Source organism: Stenotrophomonas sp. CASM110, from assembly GCF_049384345.1.
Classification (GTDB): domain Bacteria; phylum Pseudomonadota; class Gammaproteobacteria; order Xanthomonadales; family Xanthomonadaceae; genus Stenotrophomonas; species Stenotrophomonas muris.
Map to the genome: position 1 here is coordinate 247,224 of NZ_JBMRGI010000001.1, position 19,055 is coordinate 266,278.

Sequence of the window (19,055 nt, forward strand, 5' to 3'; positions counted from 1 at the left end):
CCTGAAACACGTTCCACCTTCGCCAAAGGAAAAGCACCATGGCACAAGTCATCAACACCAATACGATGTCCCTGAATGCTCAGCGCAACCTGAGCACCAGCGGCAGCTCGCTGGCTACCACCATCCAGCGCCTGTCCTCCGGTTCGCGCATCAACAGCGCCAAGGACGACGCCGCCGGCCTGGCGATCTCCGAGCGCTTCGGCACCCAGATCCGCGGTACCGACGTCGCCATCCGCAATGCCAACGACGGCATCTCGCTGGCCCAGGTCGCCGAAGGTTCGCTGACCGAAATCGGCAACAACCTGCAGCGCGTCCGCGAGCTGTCGGTGCAGGCCTCCAACGCCACCAACTCGGCCAGCGACCGCAAGGCGCTGCAGGCCGAAGTGACCCAGCTGGTCTCGGAAATCGACCGCGTCGCCAAGCAGTCGGACTTCAACGGCACCAAGCTGCTGGACGGCACCTTCTCCAGCCAGCTGTTCCAGGTCGGCGCCAATGCCGGCCAGGCCATCGCCATCGACAAGACCATCGATGCCAAGGCGGGCTCGCTGGGCACCTCGACCTTCGCCACCGGCGCGACCGCTGCCCTGGCTGCCAGCACCGACGGCGCCCGTTTCTCCGGCACCGTGATGGGCGTGGACATCGGCACGGTTGAAGTGAAGGCCGGCGCCACCACGGCCGATGCCTCCAAGGCCGTCGCCACCGCCATCAACGCCAAGATCGGCGAGGCCGGCATCTACGCCGAAGCCAATGCCGACGGCACCCTGAAGCTGAGCTCGGTGAAGGAAGGCAAGGCTGTCGCCGCCGCCGATATCGCCCTGATGCGCAGCGACTACGACGCGACCGCCAAGACCTGGGGCACCGCGGCAGCTGCGGGCGCCTACACTGCCGGCACCGATACCTCGGCCAACGTGCAGAAGCTGGACGTGAGCACCGTGCTCGGCGCCCAGCAGGCGCTGGAAGTGGTCGACAAGGCCCTGGGTGCGATCAACAGCACCCGCGCCGACCTCGGTGCGATCCAGAACCGCTTCACCTCGGTCGTGGCCAACCTGCAGACCTCGTCGGAAAACCTGTCGGCGTCGCGCAGCCGCATCAAGGACACCGACTTCGCCAAGGAAACCGCCGAACTGACCCGCACCCAGATCCTGCAGCAGGCCGGTACGGCCATGCTGGCCCAGGCCAACCAGGTGCCGCAGGGCGTGCTCAGCCTGCTGCGCTGATCCACGGCAAGAAGGCGCCGCTACCGTCGGGTCGAACCGACGGTAGCGGCAACCGGGAAGCCACGATGCACGAAGGCGCGGGCCATGCCCGGCCCGGGATCACTCCCGAACCGGCTTGGCATCGCCCGCTCCTGCGGACCTCTCTTTCAGCGCTGTACCTTTGACTGTACGTACCGGGCGGCTTCGTCTCCCCCCGATTGTCAGTAGCCTGATCCCTCCCCTGCATTGGGGGAGGGCTTTTTGCAGACTCCCGGCAGCCCGCGGTGATCCTACCCGCACCCTGCCCCAGCCCTCCTGCAACCCGCGTGCCAGAACCCGCGCCAGGCGATTGGCACGGCACGTGCATCGACGAAGTCCTCAAGACCCAGCGGCGCAGGCCGCTATTTTCGTTGACGACGGGCCACCGCACGACGGCCGGGCCCGGATACCAGGAGAAACGACGTGGCAGACTTTGGATACGGTGGCATTGGCTCGGGACTGGATATTTCCAGCATCGTCAACCAGCTGGTCGCAGCTGACCGCAAGCCCGCCGACAATGCGCTGAACCTGCAGCAGTCCAAGGCCAAGATGCAGTTGTCGTCGATCGGCACCATCACCTCTGCCTTCGACAAGCTGAAGACGGCGCTGACCGCACTGAAGGCCACCACGGCGTTCGACACGCGCACGGTGACCGCCAGCAAGGGCGGCGACAAGGGCACCGACGAGATCCTGACGGCGTCGGTCGCGCTGTATGACGTTGGCACCACCAAGGCTGCGGCCTCCAACGGCACGCACGTGGTCAATGTCACCTCGCTGGCGACAGCGCACAAACTGATCGCCGATACCTCGGTACCCAAGACCGACACGTTTGCTGCCGGAACCTTGACGCTGACCGTTGGCGTGGGCGACAAGGCCAAGACCATGAACGTGGAGGTGGAGGACGGCGACACGCTGACCACCATCCGCAACAAGATCGATGCGGCCGGCCGCAAGGAAGGCGTGCAGGCCACCCTGATCAGCTCCGGCGACAACCAGTACCTGTCGATCGCCCAGGAGAAGACCGGTGCCGCCAACGCGATCAAGCTCGAATACGCCGGCAGCGACGCCAAACTGGGCGGCCTGGTCAACAGCCTCAAGCAGAACACCGCCGCCGCCGACGCCGAGCTGACCATCGATGGTGTGAAGGTCGTCAGCGCCAGCAACACCGTGGCCGATGCGGTTCCGGGCCTGACCCTGAACCTGAAGATGCCGGGCACCAGCACGGTGACCATCAGCACGGACACTGCGGCAGCCACCAAGGTGATGCAGGAGTTCGTCACCGCCTACAACGCTGCACTGGCGGCGATCAACACCGAAACCAAGTACGACGCCAAGACCAAGGAAGCCTCCACGCTGACCGGCGATGCGCAGATGCGCGGCGCCACCAGCCAGCTGCGCTCGGTGATGTCGAGCGTGCTCAAGGACCTGGCCGGTGACAAGCTCGATGCCAAGGCGATCGGCCTGGATACCCGTGGCTATCCCAATGCCGACGGCACGCTGATCCTGGACACCACCAAGTTCGCCGCCGCACTGGCCAGCCAGCCGGAGAAGATGCGCCAGGCGATCACCGGTGATACCGGCGGTGCCGGCAAGCTGTACACGCTGGTCGACGGCTATGTCAGCACCACGGTCGGCAAGGAAGGCGCCTTCGTTGCCCGCACCAAGGGCCTGAACACCACGCTGGACAACATCGACAAGCGCCGCAAGGACCTCGACACGCGCATGAAGAGCGTGGAAGAACGCTACAAGAAGCAGTTCCTGGCGCTGGACAGCCTGATGGGCAAGCTGCAGCAGAGCAACACCGCGCTGCAGCAGCAGCTGGCCCAGTTGAACCGCTGACGGAACATGCACGGCACTCAAGTTTGCCGCGCAATGCACCGATAACGGACGCAACAGCAATCATCGCCGCGCCGTCGGCACCGGTCCCCGCGATCACCCGACGGCACCCCGCGCAAGGAGAATCACGAATGTACGGTTCCAGCCGTCAATATGCCGAGCAGTACCGCCAGGTGGGGGTGACCAGTGCGGTCGCCGATGCCGATCCACACAAGCTGGTGGCGATGCTGCTGGCCGGCGCGCTGGAGCGCGTGCGCCGCGCCCTGGCCAGCCTTGAACGCGGTGACCAGGCCGGCAAGGGCAAGGCGATCGGCGAAGTCTGCGCAATCGTCGGCCACCTCAACGGCTCGCTGGACCATGAGGCCGGTGGCGAGATCGCCGGAAATCTGTCGGCGCTGTACGACTACGTGCTGCAGCGCCTGACCGAGGCCAACCTGCACAACGACCGTGCCGCGCTGGATGAATCGCTGCAGCTGCTGGGCGAGATCGACAGCGCCTGGAATGCGATCCCGCACGAACAGCGCCGCCCGGCCGCGGTGGCGCCATGAGCCTGCAGGAACTGCATGCGCAGCTGGATGCCTTCGAGAGAGCCTTGGGCGAAGAATCCCTCGACCAGGCAGACAGCCTGCTCGACGGCCACGACAGCACCCTGCACGCCCTGCTCAGCCAGCCGCTGACCGCTGCGGACCACGCGCCGCTGAGCGCCCTGTTCGAGCGCCAGCAGAGTCTGCTCGGCCTGCTGCGCCAGCGCCGTGATGCCGTGGCCGCACTGATGAACGACGGCCAGCGCTCCCTTCGCGCGGCGCATGCCTATCTGCAGGCAGAATCGCTGGCATGACCTCGCTGCCGACCACCTCGCTGCATCACCCGGCCGAAAGCGAGCTGTTCGACGAGACGCTCAGCTGCGAACTGGCCCTGCCGGCCGAGTTCCAGGCGGGCAGCGCGGCCGGCCGCACCAGCAGCGCCGAAGGCCTGCTGCGCAGCCTGGCACTGGTCGAGGACAGCCGCGGCGACGAGCACGACGAACGCAACGAAGCCAGCCTGCAGCTGCAGCGCTTGGAAGCCAAGCTGGACCTGGCGATGGTGCTGCTCGGCCGGCTGGTGCGCCAGCAGGGCCAGGAGCTGACCCTGCGCCCGGTGCGCTGGTCGCGCCGTGGCATCCGCCTGCAGCTGGGCCCGCGCAGTGGCGCAAGCCCCGGCCAGGCCGGCGTGGTGCGCCTGCAGCCCAGCGACTGGCTGCCCGACCACATCGACCTGCCGGTGGAGGTCGTCGCAGAAGCCGCCGACGGTAGCGGCGGGCACTTCCTGTGGCTGCGCTTCCAGCGTTTGGGCGATGGCCTGGAGATGGCGATGGAGCGGCACCTGTTCCGCCTGCACCGCCGCCAGGTGGCCGAGGCACGCCGCGCACGCTGAAACCCGCCCCCTTGGCGCTATACGGCCGACCCTTGGCGCGCCCGTTCAGCTAAGTTAAGGTGGATGCCCCTACACGGATCTGCTGCGTGCCTGTGCGAGTTCTCATCGTCGACGATCACACCCTTGTCCGCGCCGGCCTGGCGCGGCTGCTGCAGGGGTTTGCCGACGTGCAGCTCGTGGCCGAGGCCAGCAACGCCGAACAGGCACTGCAGCTGTCCCTGCAGCACGCACCGGACGTGGTGCTGATGGACCTCTCGCTGCCGGGCCGCACCGGCCTGGAAGCGCTCAGCGACATCCGCCTGCGTGCCCCCGGTACCCGGGTGGTGATGATGACCATGCACGACGATGCCGCCCACGTGCGCGATGCACTGGATCGTGGCGCGGTCGGGTTCGTGGTGAAGGACGCCGCACCGCAGGAACTGGAACTGGCACTGCGCGCCGCGCACGCCGGCCAGGTGTTCCTGAGCCCGCAGATCTCGGCCAAGATGCTGGCGCCGATGCTGGGCCGCGAGAAACCCACCGGCATCGCCGCGCTCTCACCGCGCCAGCGCGAGATCCTGCGCCGCATCGGCAAGGGCGAGAGCAACAAGGAAATCGCCGCCGATCTCGGCATCAGCGTCAAGACGGTGGAAACCCATCGCGCGCGGATGATGGAATCGCTGGGCTGCCGCCGCGCCAATGACCTGCTGCTGCTGGCCGCGCGCCATCAGCACGAGCTCGAGTAAGCGCCGGTCCCGGGGTCAGCTCCCTTTCCCGTGGAAAAGGACCTGACCCTGCGACACCCTGCAGCGGCGACGACATCCCGTCACCCCGACATTCCCTGACAGGAATCCGTACCCCGGCCGCCGCGCGCCCAGCGGCCTCGCCACGATGAATCAATGACTTGGCGGCGCATTTCGTCAATTTCCCGCGTCGGTGTAGGGAATTCCCCTACACCCTGTCGGGAGTTCCACGAAATGCATCAGGAACCCCCCGATTCCGCCCCCGCCGGATCAAAAGCAAGATGCGTTCCACAAGGCGCCGGGGAGCGGTGCCGGGGAACCACGATGAAGGCTGCACTCTCGACCCAGCTGGGCCAGCAACTCCACCTCACCCCGCAACTGCTGCAGTCGATCCGGCTGCTGCAGCTCGATGGCCTGCACCTGGAGCAGGAAATCCAGCGCCTGCTGGACTCCAACCCGCTGCTGGAGATCGAGGAGGCCGAAGCGCCCGCTGCTGAAGCCACCGAAGCGAGTGCCACCACCCTCGACACCGCCGCCTTTGACGAACTGCCCGAGCCGTCGATGTGGGACGTGGCCGGCGCCAGTTGGCAGGATGGCGACGACGATCGCATGGCGCGCATCGCCGCTGGCGAGTCGACCGACCCGCAGCTGCGCGTGCTGCAGCGCCTGGCGCTGGACATGGACGACCATCAGCTGGCGGTGGCCGCGTTCTGGCTGGACCACTGCGATGAAGCCGGCTACCTGCAGGCGCCGCTGGCCCAGCTGCAGCTGCTGGCCAGTGCCCAGTTCGACATCGCTGCCGACGGGGTGGAAGCCATCCGCCAGCAGCTGCTGCATGGCGAGCCCGCAGGCATGGCCGCCCAGGACCTGCGCGAAGGCCTGCAGGCGCAACTGCGCAGCCTGCACGGCGTCGTGCCGGCCCGCCACCTGGCCGCCCGCATTCTCGACGGCGCGCTCGAAGCGCTGGCCGCGCACGACTACCCCGCCCTCGCCCGCCTGCACGATGCCGAGATCGACGACGTCCGGGAGGCCGTGCGCCTGATCCTCTCGCTGCAGCCGCGCCCGGGCGACAGCCTGCTGCCCGAACGCAACGCGGTGGTGGTGCCGGACGTCATCGCCTGGCACGCCGACGGGCAGTGGAAGGTCGCACTGAACCCGGCCACCAGCCGCCGCGTGTCGATCAACAGCCAGTACGAACAGGCCCTGGCCGAGACCAGCGACGCCGCCCCGGCACTGCGCGAAATGCTGCAGGAGGCGCGCTGGTTCAGCCGCGGCCTGTCGATGCGCTACGACACCCTGCTGCGCACCGCGCGGGTGATCGTCGAGCGCCAGGCCGCCTTCCTGGTCCGTGGCGAAGAGGCCATGGCGCCGTTGACCCTGAAGGAAGTGGCCGAGGAGATCGGCATGCACGAGTCCACCGTCTCGCGCATCACCACCGGCAAGTTCCTGCAGACCCCGCGCGGCACCTTCGAACTGAAGCACTTCTTCGCCGTGCGTCTGGAAGGCGCCAGCGTCTCCGGCCAGGCGGTGAAGGCCATGGTCCGCCGCCTGATCGACGCCGAACCGGCCGGCCGCCCGCTGGCCGATGAGGCCATTGCCGGCCTGCTGTCACGCCAGGGGGTGAACATTGCCCGCCGAACCGTCGCAAAATACCGAGAACAACTGGATATCGCCCCGGCCCGCGAACGGCGCCGGCTCAGCGCCAGGCAACCCCAGCTGGCCCGGGTGGGCTGAAAAGGATGTTGGACATGAACAAGCTCACGGTCCTGCTGGTCGATGACCACGAGGGCTTCATCAACGCGGCGATGCGCCATTTCCGCAAGATCGACTGGCTGCAGATCGTCGGCAGTGCCGGCAACGGCCTGGAAGCGATCGAGCGCTCGGAAACGCTGCGCCCGCAGGTGGTGCTGATGGATCTGGCGATGCCGGAAATGGGCGGCCTGCAGGCCACCCGCCTGATCAAGTCGCAGGACGATGCACCGTACATCGTGATCGCCAGCCACTTCGACGACGCCGAGCACCGCGAACACGCGCTGCGCGCCGGCGCCGACAACTTTGTCAGCAAGCTGTCCTACATCCAGGAAGTCATGCCGATCCTGGAAGGCCTCAGGGAGGATCGATCGTGAGCGAATCGCGCATCCTGGTGCTGGACAACGACGCCGTGCGCGCAGAGCGCACCGTTGCCCTGCTGGAATTCATGGACTTCAACCCGCGCTGGGTGTCCGACGCGGCCGACTTCGACCTGGGCCGCCAGCGCCAGAACGACTGGATGGCGGTGATCGTCGGCAGCCTGGACGACAGCGCCGCCAGCACTGCGCTGTACCACTGGCTGGGCGGCAGCAGCCTGCCGCCGCCGGTGCTGCTGGCCGATGGTGATGCTGCAGCGTTTGCCCAGCAGCACGGGCTGCACGAGGCCAACATCTGGCCACTGGAAACGCCGCTGCGCCACGCGCAGATGGAAGCCCTGCTGCGCCGTGCCAGCCTCAAGCGCCTGGATGCCGAGCACCAGGCCGGCGCCGCGCAGGACCAGGGGCCGACCGGCAACGGCCCGGCGGTCACCGCGCTGCGCACCATGATCGAGCAGGTGGCCGCGTTCGACACCACCGTGCTGGTGCTGGGCGAATCCGGCACCGGCAAGGAAGTGGTATCGCGCGCCATCCACCAGCGCTCGCCGCGCCGTGATGGCCCGTTCGTGGCGATCAACTGTGGCGCCATTCCGGCCGACCTGCTGGAAAGCGAACTGTTCGGCCACGAGAAGGGCGCCTTCACCGGCGCACTGACCGCGCGCAAGGGCCGGTTTGAAATGGCCGAGGGCGGCACCCTGCTGCTCGACGAAATCGGCGACATGAGCCTGCCGATGCAGGTGAAGCTGCTGCGCGTGCTGCAGGAACGCAGTTTCGAGCGCGTTGGCGGCAACCAGACCATCCGCTGCAACGTGCGCGTGGTGGCCGCGACCCACCGCGATCTGGAAACGCGCATTGCTGAAGGCAAGTTCCGTGAGGATCTGTTCTACCGCCTCAACGTGTTCCCGATCGACGTGCCCGCGCTGCGCGAGCGTCGCGAAGATCTGCCGGCACTGGTGGAAACCATCGCCGCGCAGCTGGCCCGCACCGGCCGTGGCGAAGTGCGCTTCACCCCGGAAGCCCTGCAGGCCCTGGCCGGCTACGAGTGGCCGGGCAACGTGCGCGAGCTGACCAACCTGGTCGAGCGCCTGGCGGTGCTGCATCCGGGCGGCTCGGTGCGCGTGCAGGACCTGCCGGCCCGCTATCGTGGCGATGCCGCGCTGGCAGCGGTGGCCGCAGCGGTACCTGCAGCGCCGGTTGCCAGCGAAGAACGCCTGGACCTGCGCAGCTTCTCGTTCCACACGCCCGGCAGCGGCAACCAGCCGGCGCTGGAGCACGGCATCGCCGTCAATCGCGCAGCCGCCCCGGCGGCACTGCCCGACGATGGCCTGGACCTGCGCAACCACATGGCCAACATCGAACTGGGCCTGATCAACGAAGCACTGGAACGCACCCAGGGCGTGGTCGCCCACGCCGCCCAGCTGCTTGGCCTGCGCCGCACCACCCTGGTGGAAAAGCTGCGCAAGTACGGCATCGAGCGCGAGCAGGCCGAGCTGGCCGGCTGAACCGCGCGACCCGCATGAAGGGGGCACGAACGCCTGGGCTTGCCCGGGCGTTGGTGTTTGTGGTGCCCGGGGTCAGATCCCTTTCCTGCGGAAAGGGATCTGACCCCATTGCATTTGCACGTTTTCCTAGAGACAACGGAATCGCGGTGCGGAGCATGGCAGGGACATCCCAAGGAGGTCCCACCATGCATCACCTGATCCTGCTCGCCGTCCTGCTCTGCCCGGCCCTGGCCACCGCGGCCAACTGCACCCTGCCCGCCACGCTCGACCAACGCCGGTTCACCAACCTCAGCGACCCGTTGTACGCGCCGGACAACCCCAACGCCGGACGCATGGTGCAGCTCAGCTTTGCTGGCAGCCAGTACGTGCTGGACATCCTCGGCACCGACCTCCGCATCGGCGGCAGCTACCGCTACCAGCGCCTGGCCCCGCATATCGCGGAAATCCAGATGACCGAGGCCCATCCGGCCGGCCTCGCCCACTACACCCTGCTGCTGACCTGCCAGAGCGACCGCCAGGGCCGCTTCATCTACACCCAGCATGACGGCCCCATCGCACCGCGCCAGCGCCAGAATTCCGGCCGATGGACCCTGCAGCCATAGGCCAGAAAACCGACGCCGGTTAAATGGCGCCGCCAATGGGGTCAGAGCCCGTTGCGTTGCAACGGGATCCGACCCCGTGCCGACCAACGGTCGGCACCCACCATCAGCAGCAAGTTCCAACAGATCGCGGCCACCTGTCGAAGGCGGGGTGGGTCCGGTTGCGGGGGCGTGAGCGCCATGGATGGCGCGACCGAGCCTCCATGGACGGATTTACGGCGTCCCCCCGAACCCGACCCACCCCGCCATCCCTCAGTAGACCCGCTTCTGCTGTTGCTCCGGCTCCGGCTCCGGCTTCGGCCGTTGCCGTTGAGGTTGCCGGCCAGCGGCCGGCACTACCGCGAGGCGCGGGGTGCAACCCCGCACGCACACCCAACCTCCTCACTTCACTGAATCGAAAACCGGTTTCGGCACGGCACTTGCACTGGCTCCAGCAGACAACCCCATCCCTGTTTCTGGAACCGTTGCAGATGTCCCACTCCGTCACTTCGATCCTTTCGCAGATCCGCTCCTATCAGACCCAGATGGGACAGCCGGCGCTCAACCCGCTGGGCGAAACGCCGCGCAGCAATGCCCTGCCGGGCACGGTGCTGGATGCGCCGCAGGTGCAGCCGGCCAGCTTCACCGAAACCCTGCGTGGTGCGATTGCCGGCGTCAACGATGCGCAACAGAAATCCGGCGCCCTCGCCAAGGCCTTCGAGATGGGCGACCCCAGCGCCGACCTGGCCAAGGTGATGGTCGCCTCGCAGCAGTCCCAGATCGCCTTCCGCGCCACCGTGGAAGTCCGCAACCGTCTCGTCCAGGCCTACCAGGACGTGATGAACATGCCGCTGTAAGGAACGTTGACGCATGGCACTGACGCTCTCCAAGGACAGCCTGAACGCCGAGAAGGCCGGGCAATGGTTCGACCGCCTGCAGAGTCTGCAGATCACCCGTCGGCTGGGCCTGATGGCGATGATCGCAGTGGCGGTGGCGGCAGGCCTGTCCGTGTTCTTCTGGTCACAGAAGCCGGGCATGGTCCCGCTGTACACCGGCCTGGACCAGAAGGCGACCGCTGAAGCGACCGACCTGCTGCGCGCCGCGCAGATTCCGTTCGCGCTCGACCCGGCCACCGGTGGCATCACCGTGCCGGAAAAGAACCTGCATGATGCCCGCCTGAAGCTGGCCGGCTCCGGCCTGACCGACAGCGGCAAGCTGGGCTTCGAGCTGATGGAACGCGACCCCGGCTTTGGTGTCAGCCAGTTCGTGGAAAGCGCGCGCTACCAGCACGCGCTGGAAACCGAGCTGTCGCGCACCATCAACACGCTGCGCCCGGTGCGCGATTCGCGCGTGCACCTGGCCATTCCCAAGCCCAGCGCGTTCACCCGCCAGCGTGACGTGGCCAGCGCCTCGGTCACCCTGGAACTGCGTGGCGGCCAGCAGCTGGAACGCAGCCAGGTCGATGCCATCGTGCACATGGTCGCCGCCAGCATTCCGGACCTCGCGCCGGAACGGGTGACCGTGGTCGACCAGAGCGGGCGCATGCTCAGCATTACCGACCCGAACAGCGAGGCGGCGGTCAACGCGGCCCAGTTCGAGCAGGTGCGCCGCCAGGAAACTTCGTTCAACCAGCGCATCCGCGAACTGCTGGAACCGATGACTGGCCCCGGCCGCGTCAACCCGGAAGTGAGCGTGGACATGGATTTCTCGGTGACCGAGGAAGCCCGCGAGCTCTACAACGGCGAGCCGCAGAAGCTGCGCAGCGAGCAGATGAGCGAGAACACCACCAGCACGCCGGGCCCGCAGGGCGTGCCGGGTGCGACCAGCAACAGCCCGCCGGGCCAGCAGGCCGCACCGGCCACCGCGCAGGCCCCGACCGAAAGCAGCAAGAACGCGACCCGCAACTACGAGCTGGACCGCACCCTGCAGCACACCCGCCAGCCGGCCGGCCGCATCAAGCGCGTCTCGGTGGCGGTGCTGGTGGACAACGTGCCGCGCGCCGGCGCCAACGGCAAGATGAGCCCGCAGCCGCTGTCGGCTGCCGAACTGACCCGCGTCGAAGCGCTGGTCAAGCAGGCCGTCGGCTTCAACGCCGAGCGTGGCGACACCGTGTCGGTGATGAATGCCCCGTTCGTGCGTGACACCACGCCGGTCGAAGGCCCGTCGTGGTGGGAGCTGCCGTGGGTGCACGATGCCGGCCGCATGCTGCTTGGCGCGGTGGTGGTGCTGGCGCTGCTGTTCGGCGTGCTGCGTCCGGCGCTGCGCGCGATCACCGGCCAGAGCAGGAAGAACGACGAACAGGCACTCGAGCCGCATACCGCGGACGTGCAGCTGGTCGATGACGATGGCATGCCGCTGCCGGCGCTGGGCGCTGACCGGGCCAGCCTGGGCGGGCCGGAAGCACTGGCCCTGCCGGTGGATTCATATGAGGAACGATTGCGGATGGCGCGTGAAGCCGTGAAGACCGACTCCAAGCGCGTGGCCCAGGTGGTCAAGGGTTGGGTGGCAAATGACTGAGGCCGCACTGACTGGCGTGCAGCGCGCCGCCGTACTGCTGCTTTCGCTGGGTGAGCTGGACGCGGCCGAAGTGCTGCGCCACATGGAACCCAAGGAGGTGCAGAAGATCGGCATCGCCATGGCCACCATGACCGACATCACCCGCGAGCAGGTGGAACGGGTGATGGACCAGTTCGGCCAGGAGCTGGGCTCGAAGACCTCACTCGGCGTTGGCTCGGACGACTACATCCGCAACATGCTGGTGCAGGCGCTGGGCAGCGAGAAGGCCGGCAACCTGATCGACCGCATCCTGCTCGGCCGCAACACCACCGGCCTGGACGCGCTGAAGTGGATGGACCCGCGTGCGGTGGCCGACCTGGTGCGCAACGAGCACCCGCAGATCATCGCCATCGTGATGGCGCACCTGGAAACCGACCAGGCCGCCGACGCGCTGAAGCTGCTGCCGGACCGTACCCGCGTGGACGTGCTGCTGCGCATCGCTACCCTCGACGGCATTCCGCCGAACGCGCTCAATGAACTCAACGAGATCATGGAGCGCCAGTTCGCCGGCAACCAGAACCTGAAGTCGTCCAACATCGGTGGCGTGCAGTGCGCGGCCAACATCCTGAACTTCATGGACAGCGGCCAGGACCAGGCGATCCTGGGCGAGATCGCCCGCATCGATGCGCCGTTGAGCAACCGCATCCAGGACCTGATGTTCGTGTTCGACGATCTGGTCGACCTGGAAGACCGCGAGATGCAGCTGGTGCTGCGCGAGGTGAGCGGCGAGCGCCTGGGCCTGGCCCTGCGCGGTGCCGACATCAAGGTGCGCGACAAGATCACCCGCAACATGTCGCAGCGCGCGGCCGAGATCCTGCTGGAAGACATGGAAGCCCGCGGGCCGGTGCGCCTGTCCGACGTGGAAGGCGCGCAGCGCGAGATCCTGGCCATCGTCAAGCGCATGGCCGATGAAGGCACCGTCACCATCGGCGGCAGCGCGGAGGCCATGCTGTGAGCAACGTCGTGCGCTGGCTTGCCCCGGACCTGCTGGCCCAGCCCGAACCGGCGCTGGAGCAGGAGGACGCGTTCGAACTCACCGAGCCGGACCCGGAACACGAACCGGAGCCGCCGCTGCAGCTGCCGACCCTGGAGGAAATCCAGGCGATCCAGGACAGCGCGGAGAAGGAAGGATTCGATCAGGGCCATGCCGAAGGGTACGGCCAGGGCCAGGCGGAGGTGCGTCGCCTCGCCGCGCAGATCGAAGGCATCCTCGACAACTTCAGCCGGCCGCTGGTGCGGCTGGAGAACGAAGTGGTCGGCGCCCTTGGTGAACTGGCGGTGCGCATCGCCGGCGCGCTGGTCGGCCGCGCCTACGAGGCCGAGCCGGCACTGCTGGCGCAGCTGGTCGGCGAAGCGATTGACGCCGTGGGCGGCAGCACCCGCGAGGTGGAAGTGCGGCTGCACCCGGATGACATCGCCGCGCTTGCCCCGCTGCTGAACCTGTCGCCGGCGCAGCGCCTGGTACCGGATACCAGCCTCAGCCGTGGCGACCTGCGCGTGCACGCCGAAGCCGTACGCATCGACGGCACCCTGGAGGCCCGCCTGCGCGGTGCGCTGGATGCGGTGATCCGCCAGACCGGGGCGACGGCATGAGCGCCGCACCGCAAACGACGCCGCCGCCGGCCGACTGGGCCGTGGCCCGCAACCTGCGCCTGGCCCGGCGCCTGGACGGCCTGCGCGTGGATACCGCGCATGGCCGTGGGCTGATCCGCGAGGGCGTGCTGCGCCGCGCGGTCGGGCTCACCCTGGAAGCGGTCGGCTGCGAGGCGCCGCTGGGCGCCAGCTGCAAGGTGGAAGTGGTCGATGGTGGCTGGGTCGATGCCGAAGTGGTCGGCTTTGCCGGTGAGCGCACCTACCTGATGCCCAGCGCCGAACTGCACGGCCTGCTGCCCAACGCCCGCGTGGTACCGTCGGCGCGGCGTGGCGGCGTGGAAGTGGGTGAAGGCCTGCTCGGCCGCGTCATCGACAGCGACGGCGTGCCGCTGGATGGCAAGGGCCCGATCCGCGCAGAAGGGCATGTCGGCATGGCCGGCGTGTCGATCAATCCGTTGGCGCGTGAACCGATCACCCAGCCGCTGGACGTGGGCGTGCGCGCGATCAACGCGCTGTTGCCGATCGGCCGCGGCCAGCGTGTCGGCCTGTTCGCCGGTTCCGGCGTCGGCAAGTCGACGCTGCTGGGCATGATGACCCGCTACACCGCTGCCGACGTGATCGTGGTCGGCCTGATTGGTGAACGAGGCCGCGAAGTACGCGATTTCGTCGAGACCACGCTGGGCGAGGAAGGCCTGCGCCGCGCCGTGGTGGTGGCCAGCCCCGCCGACCGGCCACCCTTGGCGCGCCTGCACGGTGCCTACCGTGCCACCGCCATCGCCGAGTGGTTCCGCGACCAGGGCCTGAACGTGCTGCTGCTGATGGACTCGCTGACCCGCTTCGCCCAGGCGCAGCGCGAGATCGGCTTGTCGGTCGGTGAACCACCGACCACCCGCGGTTACCCGCCCTCGGTGTTCGCCAAGCTGCCGGCGCTGGTCGAACGCGCTGGCAACGGCGCAAAGGGCCGTGGCTCGATCACCGCGTTCTACACCGTACTGACCGAAGGCGATGATCCGCAGGATCCGATCGCCGACGCCGCACGCGCGATCCTCGACGGCCACATCCTGCTCTCGCGCCGGGTGGCCGACAGCGGCCTGTACCCGGCCATCGACGTCGAATCGTCGGTCAGCCGCGTGGTCACGGAAATCGCCGACGAGCCGTGGCGCCTGCGCATCCGCAAGTTGAAGCGACTGGTCTCGGCGTACTCGGCCAACCGTGACCTGATCGCGATCGGTGCCTACCAGCGTGGTAACGACGCGGCCACCGACGAAGCCCTGGAACGCTGGCCGGAAATCATGGAGTTCCTCGGCCAGGACGTTGCAAAGGCCGCAGATCTCCCGCACAGCCAGGCGGCGCTGCAGCGCCTGGTGGAACAAGAGAGTTAAGCCATGAACCAGTCCAAGCGCATCGATCCCCTGCTCAAGCGGGCCCAGGAACACGAGGACGCGGTCGCCCGCGACCTGGCCGAGCGCCAGCGCGTGCTCGACACCCATCTGTCGCGCCTGGACGAACTGCGCCGCTATGCCGAGGAGTACGCCAACGCCCAGATGGCGGCGACCAGCCCGGCACAGCTGCTGAACCGCCGCGCCTTCCTTGATCGCCTGGACAGTGCGGTCGAGCAGCAGCAGGCCACGGTCAACGGCAACCGCGAAAAAGTGGAGGCCGAGCGCGCGCGGCTGATCCTGGCCAGCCGTGACAAGGCGGTGCTGGAGCAGCTGGCCGCCAGCTACCGCGCGCAGGAAAAGGTGGTGACCGACCGCCGCGACCAGCGCGAGATGGACGACATTGGCGCGCGGCGCGCGCGCCTGGTGCAGGCCGAAGACCAGGACGGCGCCGAGCAGGGAGGCCGCCCGTGATGCCCGCCCCGCTCGCCAGCAGCGCCAACCCGGCCACGCCCGCCACCAGCAACAGTGCCGCGCGCGCCGCGCGCAGCGAAGGCGCAAAGGACTTCAGCCAGCTGCTGCAGGGCGGTGCGCCCTCCGCGCCCGCGCCTGCCGGCAGCGCTACCACACCGACGCCGTCCCCGCCCAGCCAGCCATCGACCGCCGACAGCAATGGCCAGGCACCGGGCGAACGCAGCGCGGACGCGGAAGCGGCAACTGCCGAAACCCCGCCGCTACCGCCCGTTGCCCTGCCCCCGGCTGGACCCGGCACCGACAAGGACAAGCCCGCCGCGACCGAGGACGCCCCGTGGCCACCGATCGGCCTGGCCGGCCTGGTGCTGGCGATGCCGACGCCTGCCGATCCGGCCGTCGCTCTGGCGGGCAGCGCTGCACCGTCACTGGCCAGCGACGGTACGGCGCTACCCACCACTGCCCCCGCCGCGGCCCCGACACTGCCTGCAGCCGCGCCGGCAGCGGCAACCGCAGCCCCCGTGGCGGCCGACGGCAAACCGGCGGCGACCAGCGCGGAGGATGCCACCGCGCTGCCATTGCCGGCGATGATCCTGCCCGGCAAGCGCAGCGAGCGCGGCGAAGGCAGTGACGTGGCCGCCGTTGGCGACCGCGCAAATACACCGTTGCTGCACGCACCGGCAGCGGCCGCCGTGCAGGACCTGAAGGCGGCGCTCGCCACCGGCAACGCGATCTTCAATGGCGAACCCACGCCTAAGCCCGTTCTGGGTGACGATGGCTTCGACCAGGCCATCGGCGCACGCCTGGGCTGGCTGGCCGACCAGAAGATCGGCCATGCCCACATCCGCCTGAGCCCGGACGACATGGGGCCGGTCGACGTGCGCCTGCAGCTGAACGGCGACAAGGTGCATGCCAGCTTCAGCAGCCCGCACGTGGACGTGCGCCAGGCACTGGAAAGCAGCCTGCCGCGCCTGCGCGAGCTGCTGGGCGAACAGGGCTTCCAGCTGGCTCACGCCGATGTCGGCCACCACGCGTCTGGTGGTGACGGCAATGCGTCGGGACAACCCGGTGGCGGCGGCATGACCGGCGACGGAGAACCGACGCCGGGCGATGCCAGCGTGTCGTCCGCGCAGTTGATCCGCCAGCGCGGCTTGCTGGACGCCTACGCCTGACAGGTGTGCCAACCAAGGTTGGCACCCACCAGGGCAGGCGGTCGGCACCTCCCCGTATTGCGTTGGTGGGTGCTGAGCTTGCTCCGCACGGCCCTACCTGCACCCCGACGGAATTCCGTCGCACCCTGCGGGCCCAGCCTTCGGCACACCCCTTGCATATCCCGGTGAAGCAACCCTCAGGAGCTTCACCCCGTGGCCGCAGCCGCTGACAAAACCAAGAAGACCGCCGAGAAGGACAAGGCCGCCAAGCCGCGTAGTCCGATCCTGATCACCGCACTGGTGGCCGTACTGGCCGCCGCTGCCGCTGGTGGCGGCGTGTGGTTCTTCACCCAGTCCAAGCACGAAGAGAAGACCGCGCAGGCGCCCAAGAAGAGCGCGACCCCGGCCCCGGCACAGTACTTCGCGCTGGACCCGGCGTTCGTGGTCAACCTCAATGGCCCGGTCGACGGCCCGCGCTACCTGCAGCTGGAGGTCCAGCTGATGACCCGCGACCCGGCCGCGCTGGAAGCGATCAAGACCCATGCCCCGGCCATCCGCGCGCGCCTGCTGATGCTGTTCTCGCAGGTCAGCCCGGACCAGATCGCCGATGTCGCCGGCAAGCAGAAGCTGCAGGCCAGTTCGCTGGCCGAGGTGCAGAAGGTGCTCAAGGCCGAGACCGGCAGCAACGGCGCAGACGATCTGCTGTTCACCAGCTTCGTGACCCAGTAAGGGCCCCCCGATGAATGATCTGCTGTCCCAGGACGAGATCGATGCCCTGCTCCACGGCGTGGACAGCGGCGCGGTCGAGACCGATGCGGAACCCCCGTCAGGCGAAGCGCGCTCGTACGACTTCGCCAGCCAGGACCGCATCATCCGTGGTCGCATGCCGACCCTGGAAATGGTCCACGAGCGCTTCGCGCGCCTGTGGCGGATCGGCCTGTTCAACCTGATCCGGCGCTCGGCCGAGCTGTCGGTGCGCGGCATCGAACTGATCAAGTTCAACGACTACATGCACTCGCTGTATGTGCCGACCAACCTGAACCTGATCCGCTTCAAGCCGCTGCGCGGTACCGGCCTGATCGTGTTCGAGCCGACCCTGGTGTTCGCCATCGTCGACAACTTCTTCGGCGGCGACGGGCGCTACCCGACCCGCATCGAGGGCCGCGAATTCACGGCCACCGAAATGCGGGTGATCCACCTGCTGCTGAAGCAGACCTTCGCCGACCTGCGCGAAGCGTGGGCACCGGTGATGGACGTCGACTTCGAGTACATCAACTCGGAGATCAACCCGCATTTCGCCAACATCGTGACCCCGCGCGAGTACGTGGTGGTGTGCCGCCTGCACGTCGAGCTCGACGGCGGCGGCGGTGACATCCACGTCACCCTGCCCTACTCGATGCTGGAACCGATCCGCGAACTGCTCGACGCCGGCATCCAGAGCGACCGCAACGACCGCGACGAGAGCTGGGGCAAGACCCTGCGCGAGCAGCTCAACATCGCCGAAGTCACCCTGTCCAGCGTACTGGCCAGCAAGCGCATGACCCTGCGCGACCTGACCCAGCTGAAGGTCGGCGACATCCTGCCGATCGAGCTGAGCCCGCAGGTGCCGCTGTGCGTGGAGAACATCCCTGTGTTCACCGGCGAGTTCGGCATCGCCAACGGCATGAACGCCGTGAAGATCACCGCTACCCATCCGCCGGGCACCCGCCCGCGCGTACCCGTCATCCAGGAAGACCCGCAATGAACGATATCGACGCCCTCGAACCGACCCCGGCCCAGTTCAGCAGCCTGCAGGCCGACGAGGCCAACGGTCCGGACCTGAACCTGGACGTGATCCTCGATGTGCCGGTGACCCTGTCGCTGGAAGTCGGTCGTGCCCGCCTGCCGATCCGCAACCTGCTGCAGCTCAACCAGGGTTCAGTGGTGGAACTGGAGCGCGGTGCCGGCGAATCGCTGGACGTGTTCGTCAACGGCACCCTGATCGCCCACGGCGAAGTGGTGGTGATCAATGACCGCTTCGGCGTGCGCCTGACCGACGTGGTCAGCCCGAGCGAGCGGATCCGGAGACTGCGTTGAGCCTGCTGGCCTCCACCCTGCTGGCGGTCGGCAAGACCGCAGCGCCGATCGGCCCGCAGGTCGGCCAGCACGCGGCCGCCGCACCCAGCCTGTTCGGTGCGGTGCTGGCGCTGCTGGCGGTGCTGGCGCTGGTGATCGGCCTGGGCTGGCTGCTCAAGCGCATGCCCGGCAGCGGCTTCCGCCCGGCCGAAGGCATGAAGCTGGTGGCCAGCCTCAGCGTCGGCGCCAAGGAGCGCGTGGTGGTGGTGGAGGTCAACGGCCAGCAATTGCTGCTGGGCGTCACTGCCGGCGGCATCAACACCCTGCATACCCTGCCCGAACCGTTGCCGCCACCGGCGCCGGTGCGCGTGCCGGATTTCAAGAACCTGCCGAATTTCGCCCAGCTGCTGCAGCAGCGGCTGCGCAAGGACCCCTGAC

21 protein-coding genes are annotated in these 19,055 nt (G+C 68.2%); all 21 read left to right on the forward strand.

What is annotated here, in order from left to right; translation table 11 throughout:
• The first annotated feature begins 38 nt into the window (after window positions 1-38).
• Window positions 39-1,217, forward strand: a complete 1,179-nt coding sequence (locus VG561_RS01200; protein ID WP_014647055.1) for a flagellin — start codon at window positions 39-41, stop codon at window positions 1,215-1,217.
• Between the two features lie 441 nt (window positions 1,218-1,658).
• Window positions 1,659-3,074, forward strand: a complete 1,416-nt coding sequence (gene fliD / locus VG561_RS01205) for a flagellar filament capping protein FliD (RefSeq protein WP_014647054.1) — start codon at window positions 1,659-1,661, stop codon at window positions 3,072-3,074.
• A gap of 128 nt (window positions 3,075-3,202) precedes the next feature.
• Window positions 3,203-3,619 carry a flagellar export chaperone FliS gene (gene fliS, locus VG561_RS01210; RefSeq protein WP_005416447.1) on the forward strand — a complete coding sequence of 139 codons (417 nt, stop codon included), beginning with the start codon at window positions 3,203-3,205 and terminating at the stop codon, window positions 3,617-3,619.
• Window positions 3,616-3,909 carry a hypothetical protein gene (locus VG561_RS01215; protein WP_032959403.1) on the forward strand — a complete coding sequence of 98 codons (294 nt, stop codon included), beginning with the start codon at window positions 3,616-3,618 and terminating at the stop codon, window positions 3,907-3,909. Before fliS ends, VG561_RS01215 begins: the two co-directional genes overlap by 4 nt.
• The gene (locus VG561_RS01220) at window positions 3,906-4,484 is read left to right on the forward strand and encodes a PilZ domain-containing protein (protein ID WP_014647052.1); all 579 of its coding nucleotides are present in this window, start codon (window positions 3,906-3,908) and stop codon (window positions 4,482-4,484) included. Before VG561_RS01215 ends, VG561_RS01220 begins: the two co-directional genes overlap by 4 nt.
• A gap of 92 nt (window positions 4,485-4,576) precedes the next feature.
• Entirely contained in the window at window positions 4,577-5,209 is a 633-nt protein-coding gene (locus VG561_RS01225) for a response regulator (protein WP_032959406.1), read from the forward strand.
• 321 nt (window positions 5,210-5,530) lie between these two features.
• Complete coding sequence (rpoN, locus tag VG561_RS01230; protein WP_262093625.1) at window positions 5,531-6,940, forward strand: RNA polymerase factor sigma-54; 1,410 nt, start codon at window positions 5,531-5,533, stop codon at window positions 6,938-6,940.
• Between the two features lie 14 nt (window positions 6,941-6,954).
• Window positions 6,955-7,332, forward strand: a complete 378-nt coding sequence (locus VG561_RS01235) for a response regulator (protein ID WP_010485922.1) — start codon at window positions 6,955-6,957, stop codon at window positions 7,330-7,332.
• Window positions 7,329-8,834 carry a sigma-54 dependent transcriptional regulator gene (locus VG561_RS01240; RefSeq protein ID WP_046430458.1) on the forward strand — a complete coding sequence of 502 codons (1,506 nt, stop codon included), beginning with the start codon at window positions 7,329-7,331 and terminating at the stop codon, window positions 8,832-8,834. Before VG561_RS01235 ends, VG561_RS01240 begins: the two co-directional genes overlap by 4 nt.
• Before the next feature lie 185 nt (window positions 8,835-9,019).
• Window positions 9,020-9,436: a hypothetical protein gene (locus VG561_RS01245; RefSeq protein ID WP_262093624.1), complete on the forward strand. Its 417-nt coding sequence runs from the start codon at window positions 9,020-9,022 to the stop codon at window positions 9,434-9,436.
• 467 nt (window positions 9,437-9,903) lie between these two features.
• On the forward strand, window positions 9,904-10,269 hold the full coding sequence (fliE, locus tag VG561_RS01250; protein ID WP_014037113.1) for a flagellar hook-basal body complex protein FliE: 366 nt from the start codon (window positions 9,904-9,906) through the stop codon (window positions 10,267-10,269).
• 13 nt (window positions 10,270-10,282) lie between these two features.
• A complete protein-coding gene (fliF, locus tag VG561_RS01255; protein ID WP_014647047.1) occupies window positions 10,283-11,929 on the forward strand; it encodes a flagellar basal-body MS-ring/collar protein FliF in 1,647 nt (548 codons plus the stop codon).
• Window positions 11,930-11,936: 7 nt separating this feature from the next.
• The gene (gene fliG, locus VG561_RS01260) at window positions 11,937-12,923 is read left to right on the forward strand and encodes a flagellar motor switch protein FliG (RefSeq protein ID WP_423179293.1); all 987 of its coding nucleotides are present in this window, start codon (window positions 11,937-11,939) and stop codon (window positions 12,921-12,923) included.
• Window positions 12,920-13,561: a FliH/SctL family protein gene (locus VG561_RS01265; protein ID WP_014647045.1), complete on the forward strand. Its 642-nt coding sequence runs from the start codon at window positions 12,920-12,922 to the stop codon at window positions 13,559-13,561. Before fliG ends, VG561_RS01265 begins: the two co-directional genes overlap by 4 nt.
• Window positions 13,558-14,943 carry a FliI/YscN family ATPase gene (locus VG561_RS01270; protein WP_014647044.1) on the forward strand — a complete coding sequence of 462 codons (1,386 nt, stop codon included), beginning with the start codon at window positions 13,558-13,560 and terminating at the stop codon, window positions 14,941-14,943. Before VG561_RS01265 ends, VG561_RS01270 begins: the two co-directional genes overlap by 4 nt.
• Window positions 14,944-14,946: 3 nt before the next feature.
• Entirely contained in the window at window positions 14,947-15,414 is a 468-nt protein-coding gene (gene fliJ / locus VG561_RS01275) for a flagellar export protein FliJ (protein WP_014647043.1), read from the forward strand.
• Entirely contained in the window at window positions 15,414-16,583 is a 1,170-nt protein-coding gene (locus VG561_RS01280; protein ID WP_164232519.1) for a flagellar hook-length control protein FliK, read from the forward strand. Before fliJ ends, VG561_RS01280 begins: the two co-directional genes overlap by 1 nt.
• A gap of 192 nt (window positions 16,584-16,775) precedes the next feature.
• Window positions 16,776-17,291 (forward strand): flagellar basal body-associated FliL family protein, encoded by a 516-nt coding sequence (locus tag VG561_RS01285; protein ID WP_049441913.1) that lies wholly within the window; start codon window positions 16,776-16,778, stop codon window positions 17,289-17,291.
• Window positions 17,292-17,301: 10 nt separating this feature from the next.
• Entirely contained in the window at window positions 17,302-18,306 is a 1,005-nt protein-coding gene (gene fliM, locus VG561_RS01290) for a flagellar motor switch protein FliM (protein ID WP_014647040.1), read from the forward strand.
• Window positions 18,303-18,638 (forward strand): flagellar motor switch protein FliN, encoded by a 336-nt coding sequence (fliN, locus tag VG561_RS01295; protein ID WP_005409543.1) that lies wholly within the window; start codon window positions 18,303-18,305, stop codon window positions 18,636-18,638. Before fliM ends, fliN begins: the two co-directional genes overlap by 4 nt.
• Entirely contained in the window at window positions 18,635-19,054 is a 420-nt protein-coding gene (fliO, locus tag VG561_RS01300) for a flagellar biosynthetic protein FliO (RefSeq protein WP_014037105.1), read from the forward strand. The genes fliN and fliO overlap by 4 nt, the downstream gene beginning before the upstream one ends.
• The last annotated feature ends 1 nt before the right edge of the window (window position 19,055 follow it).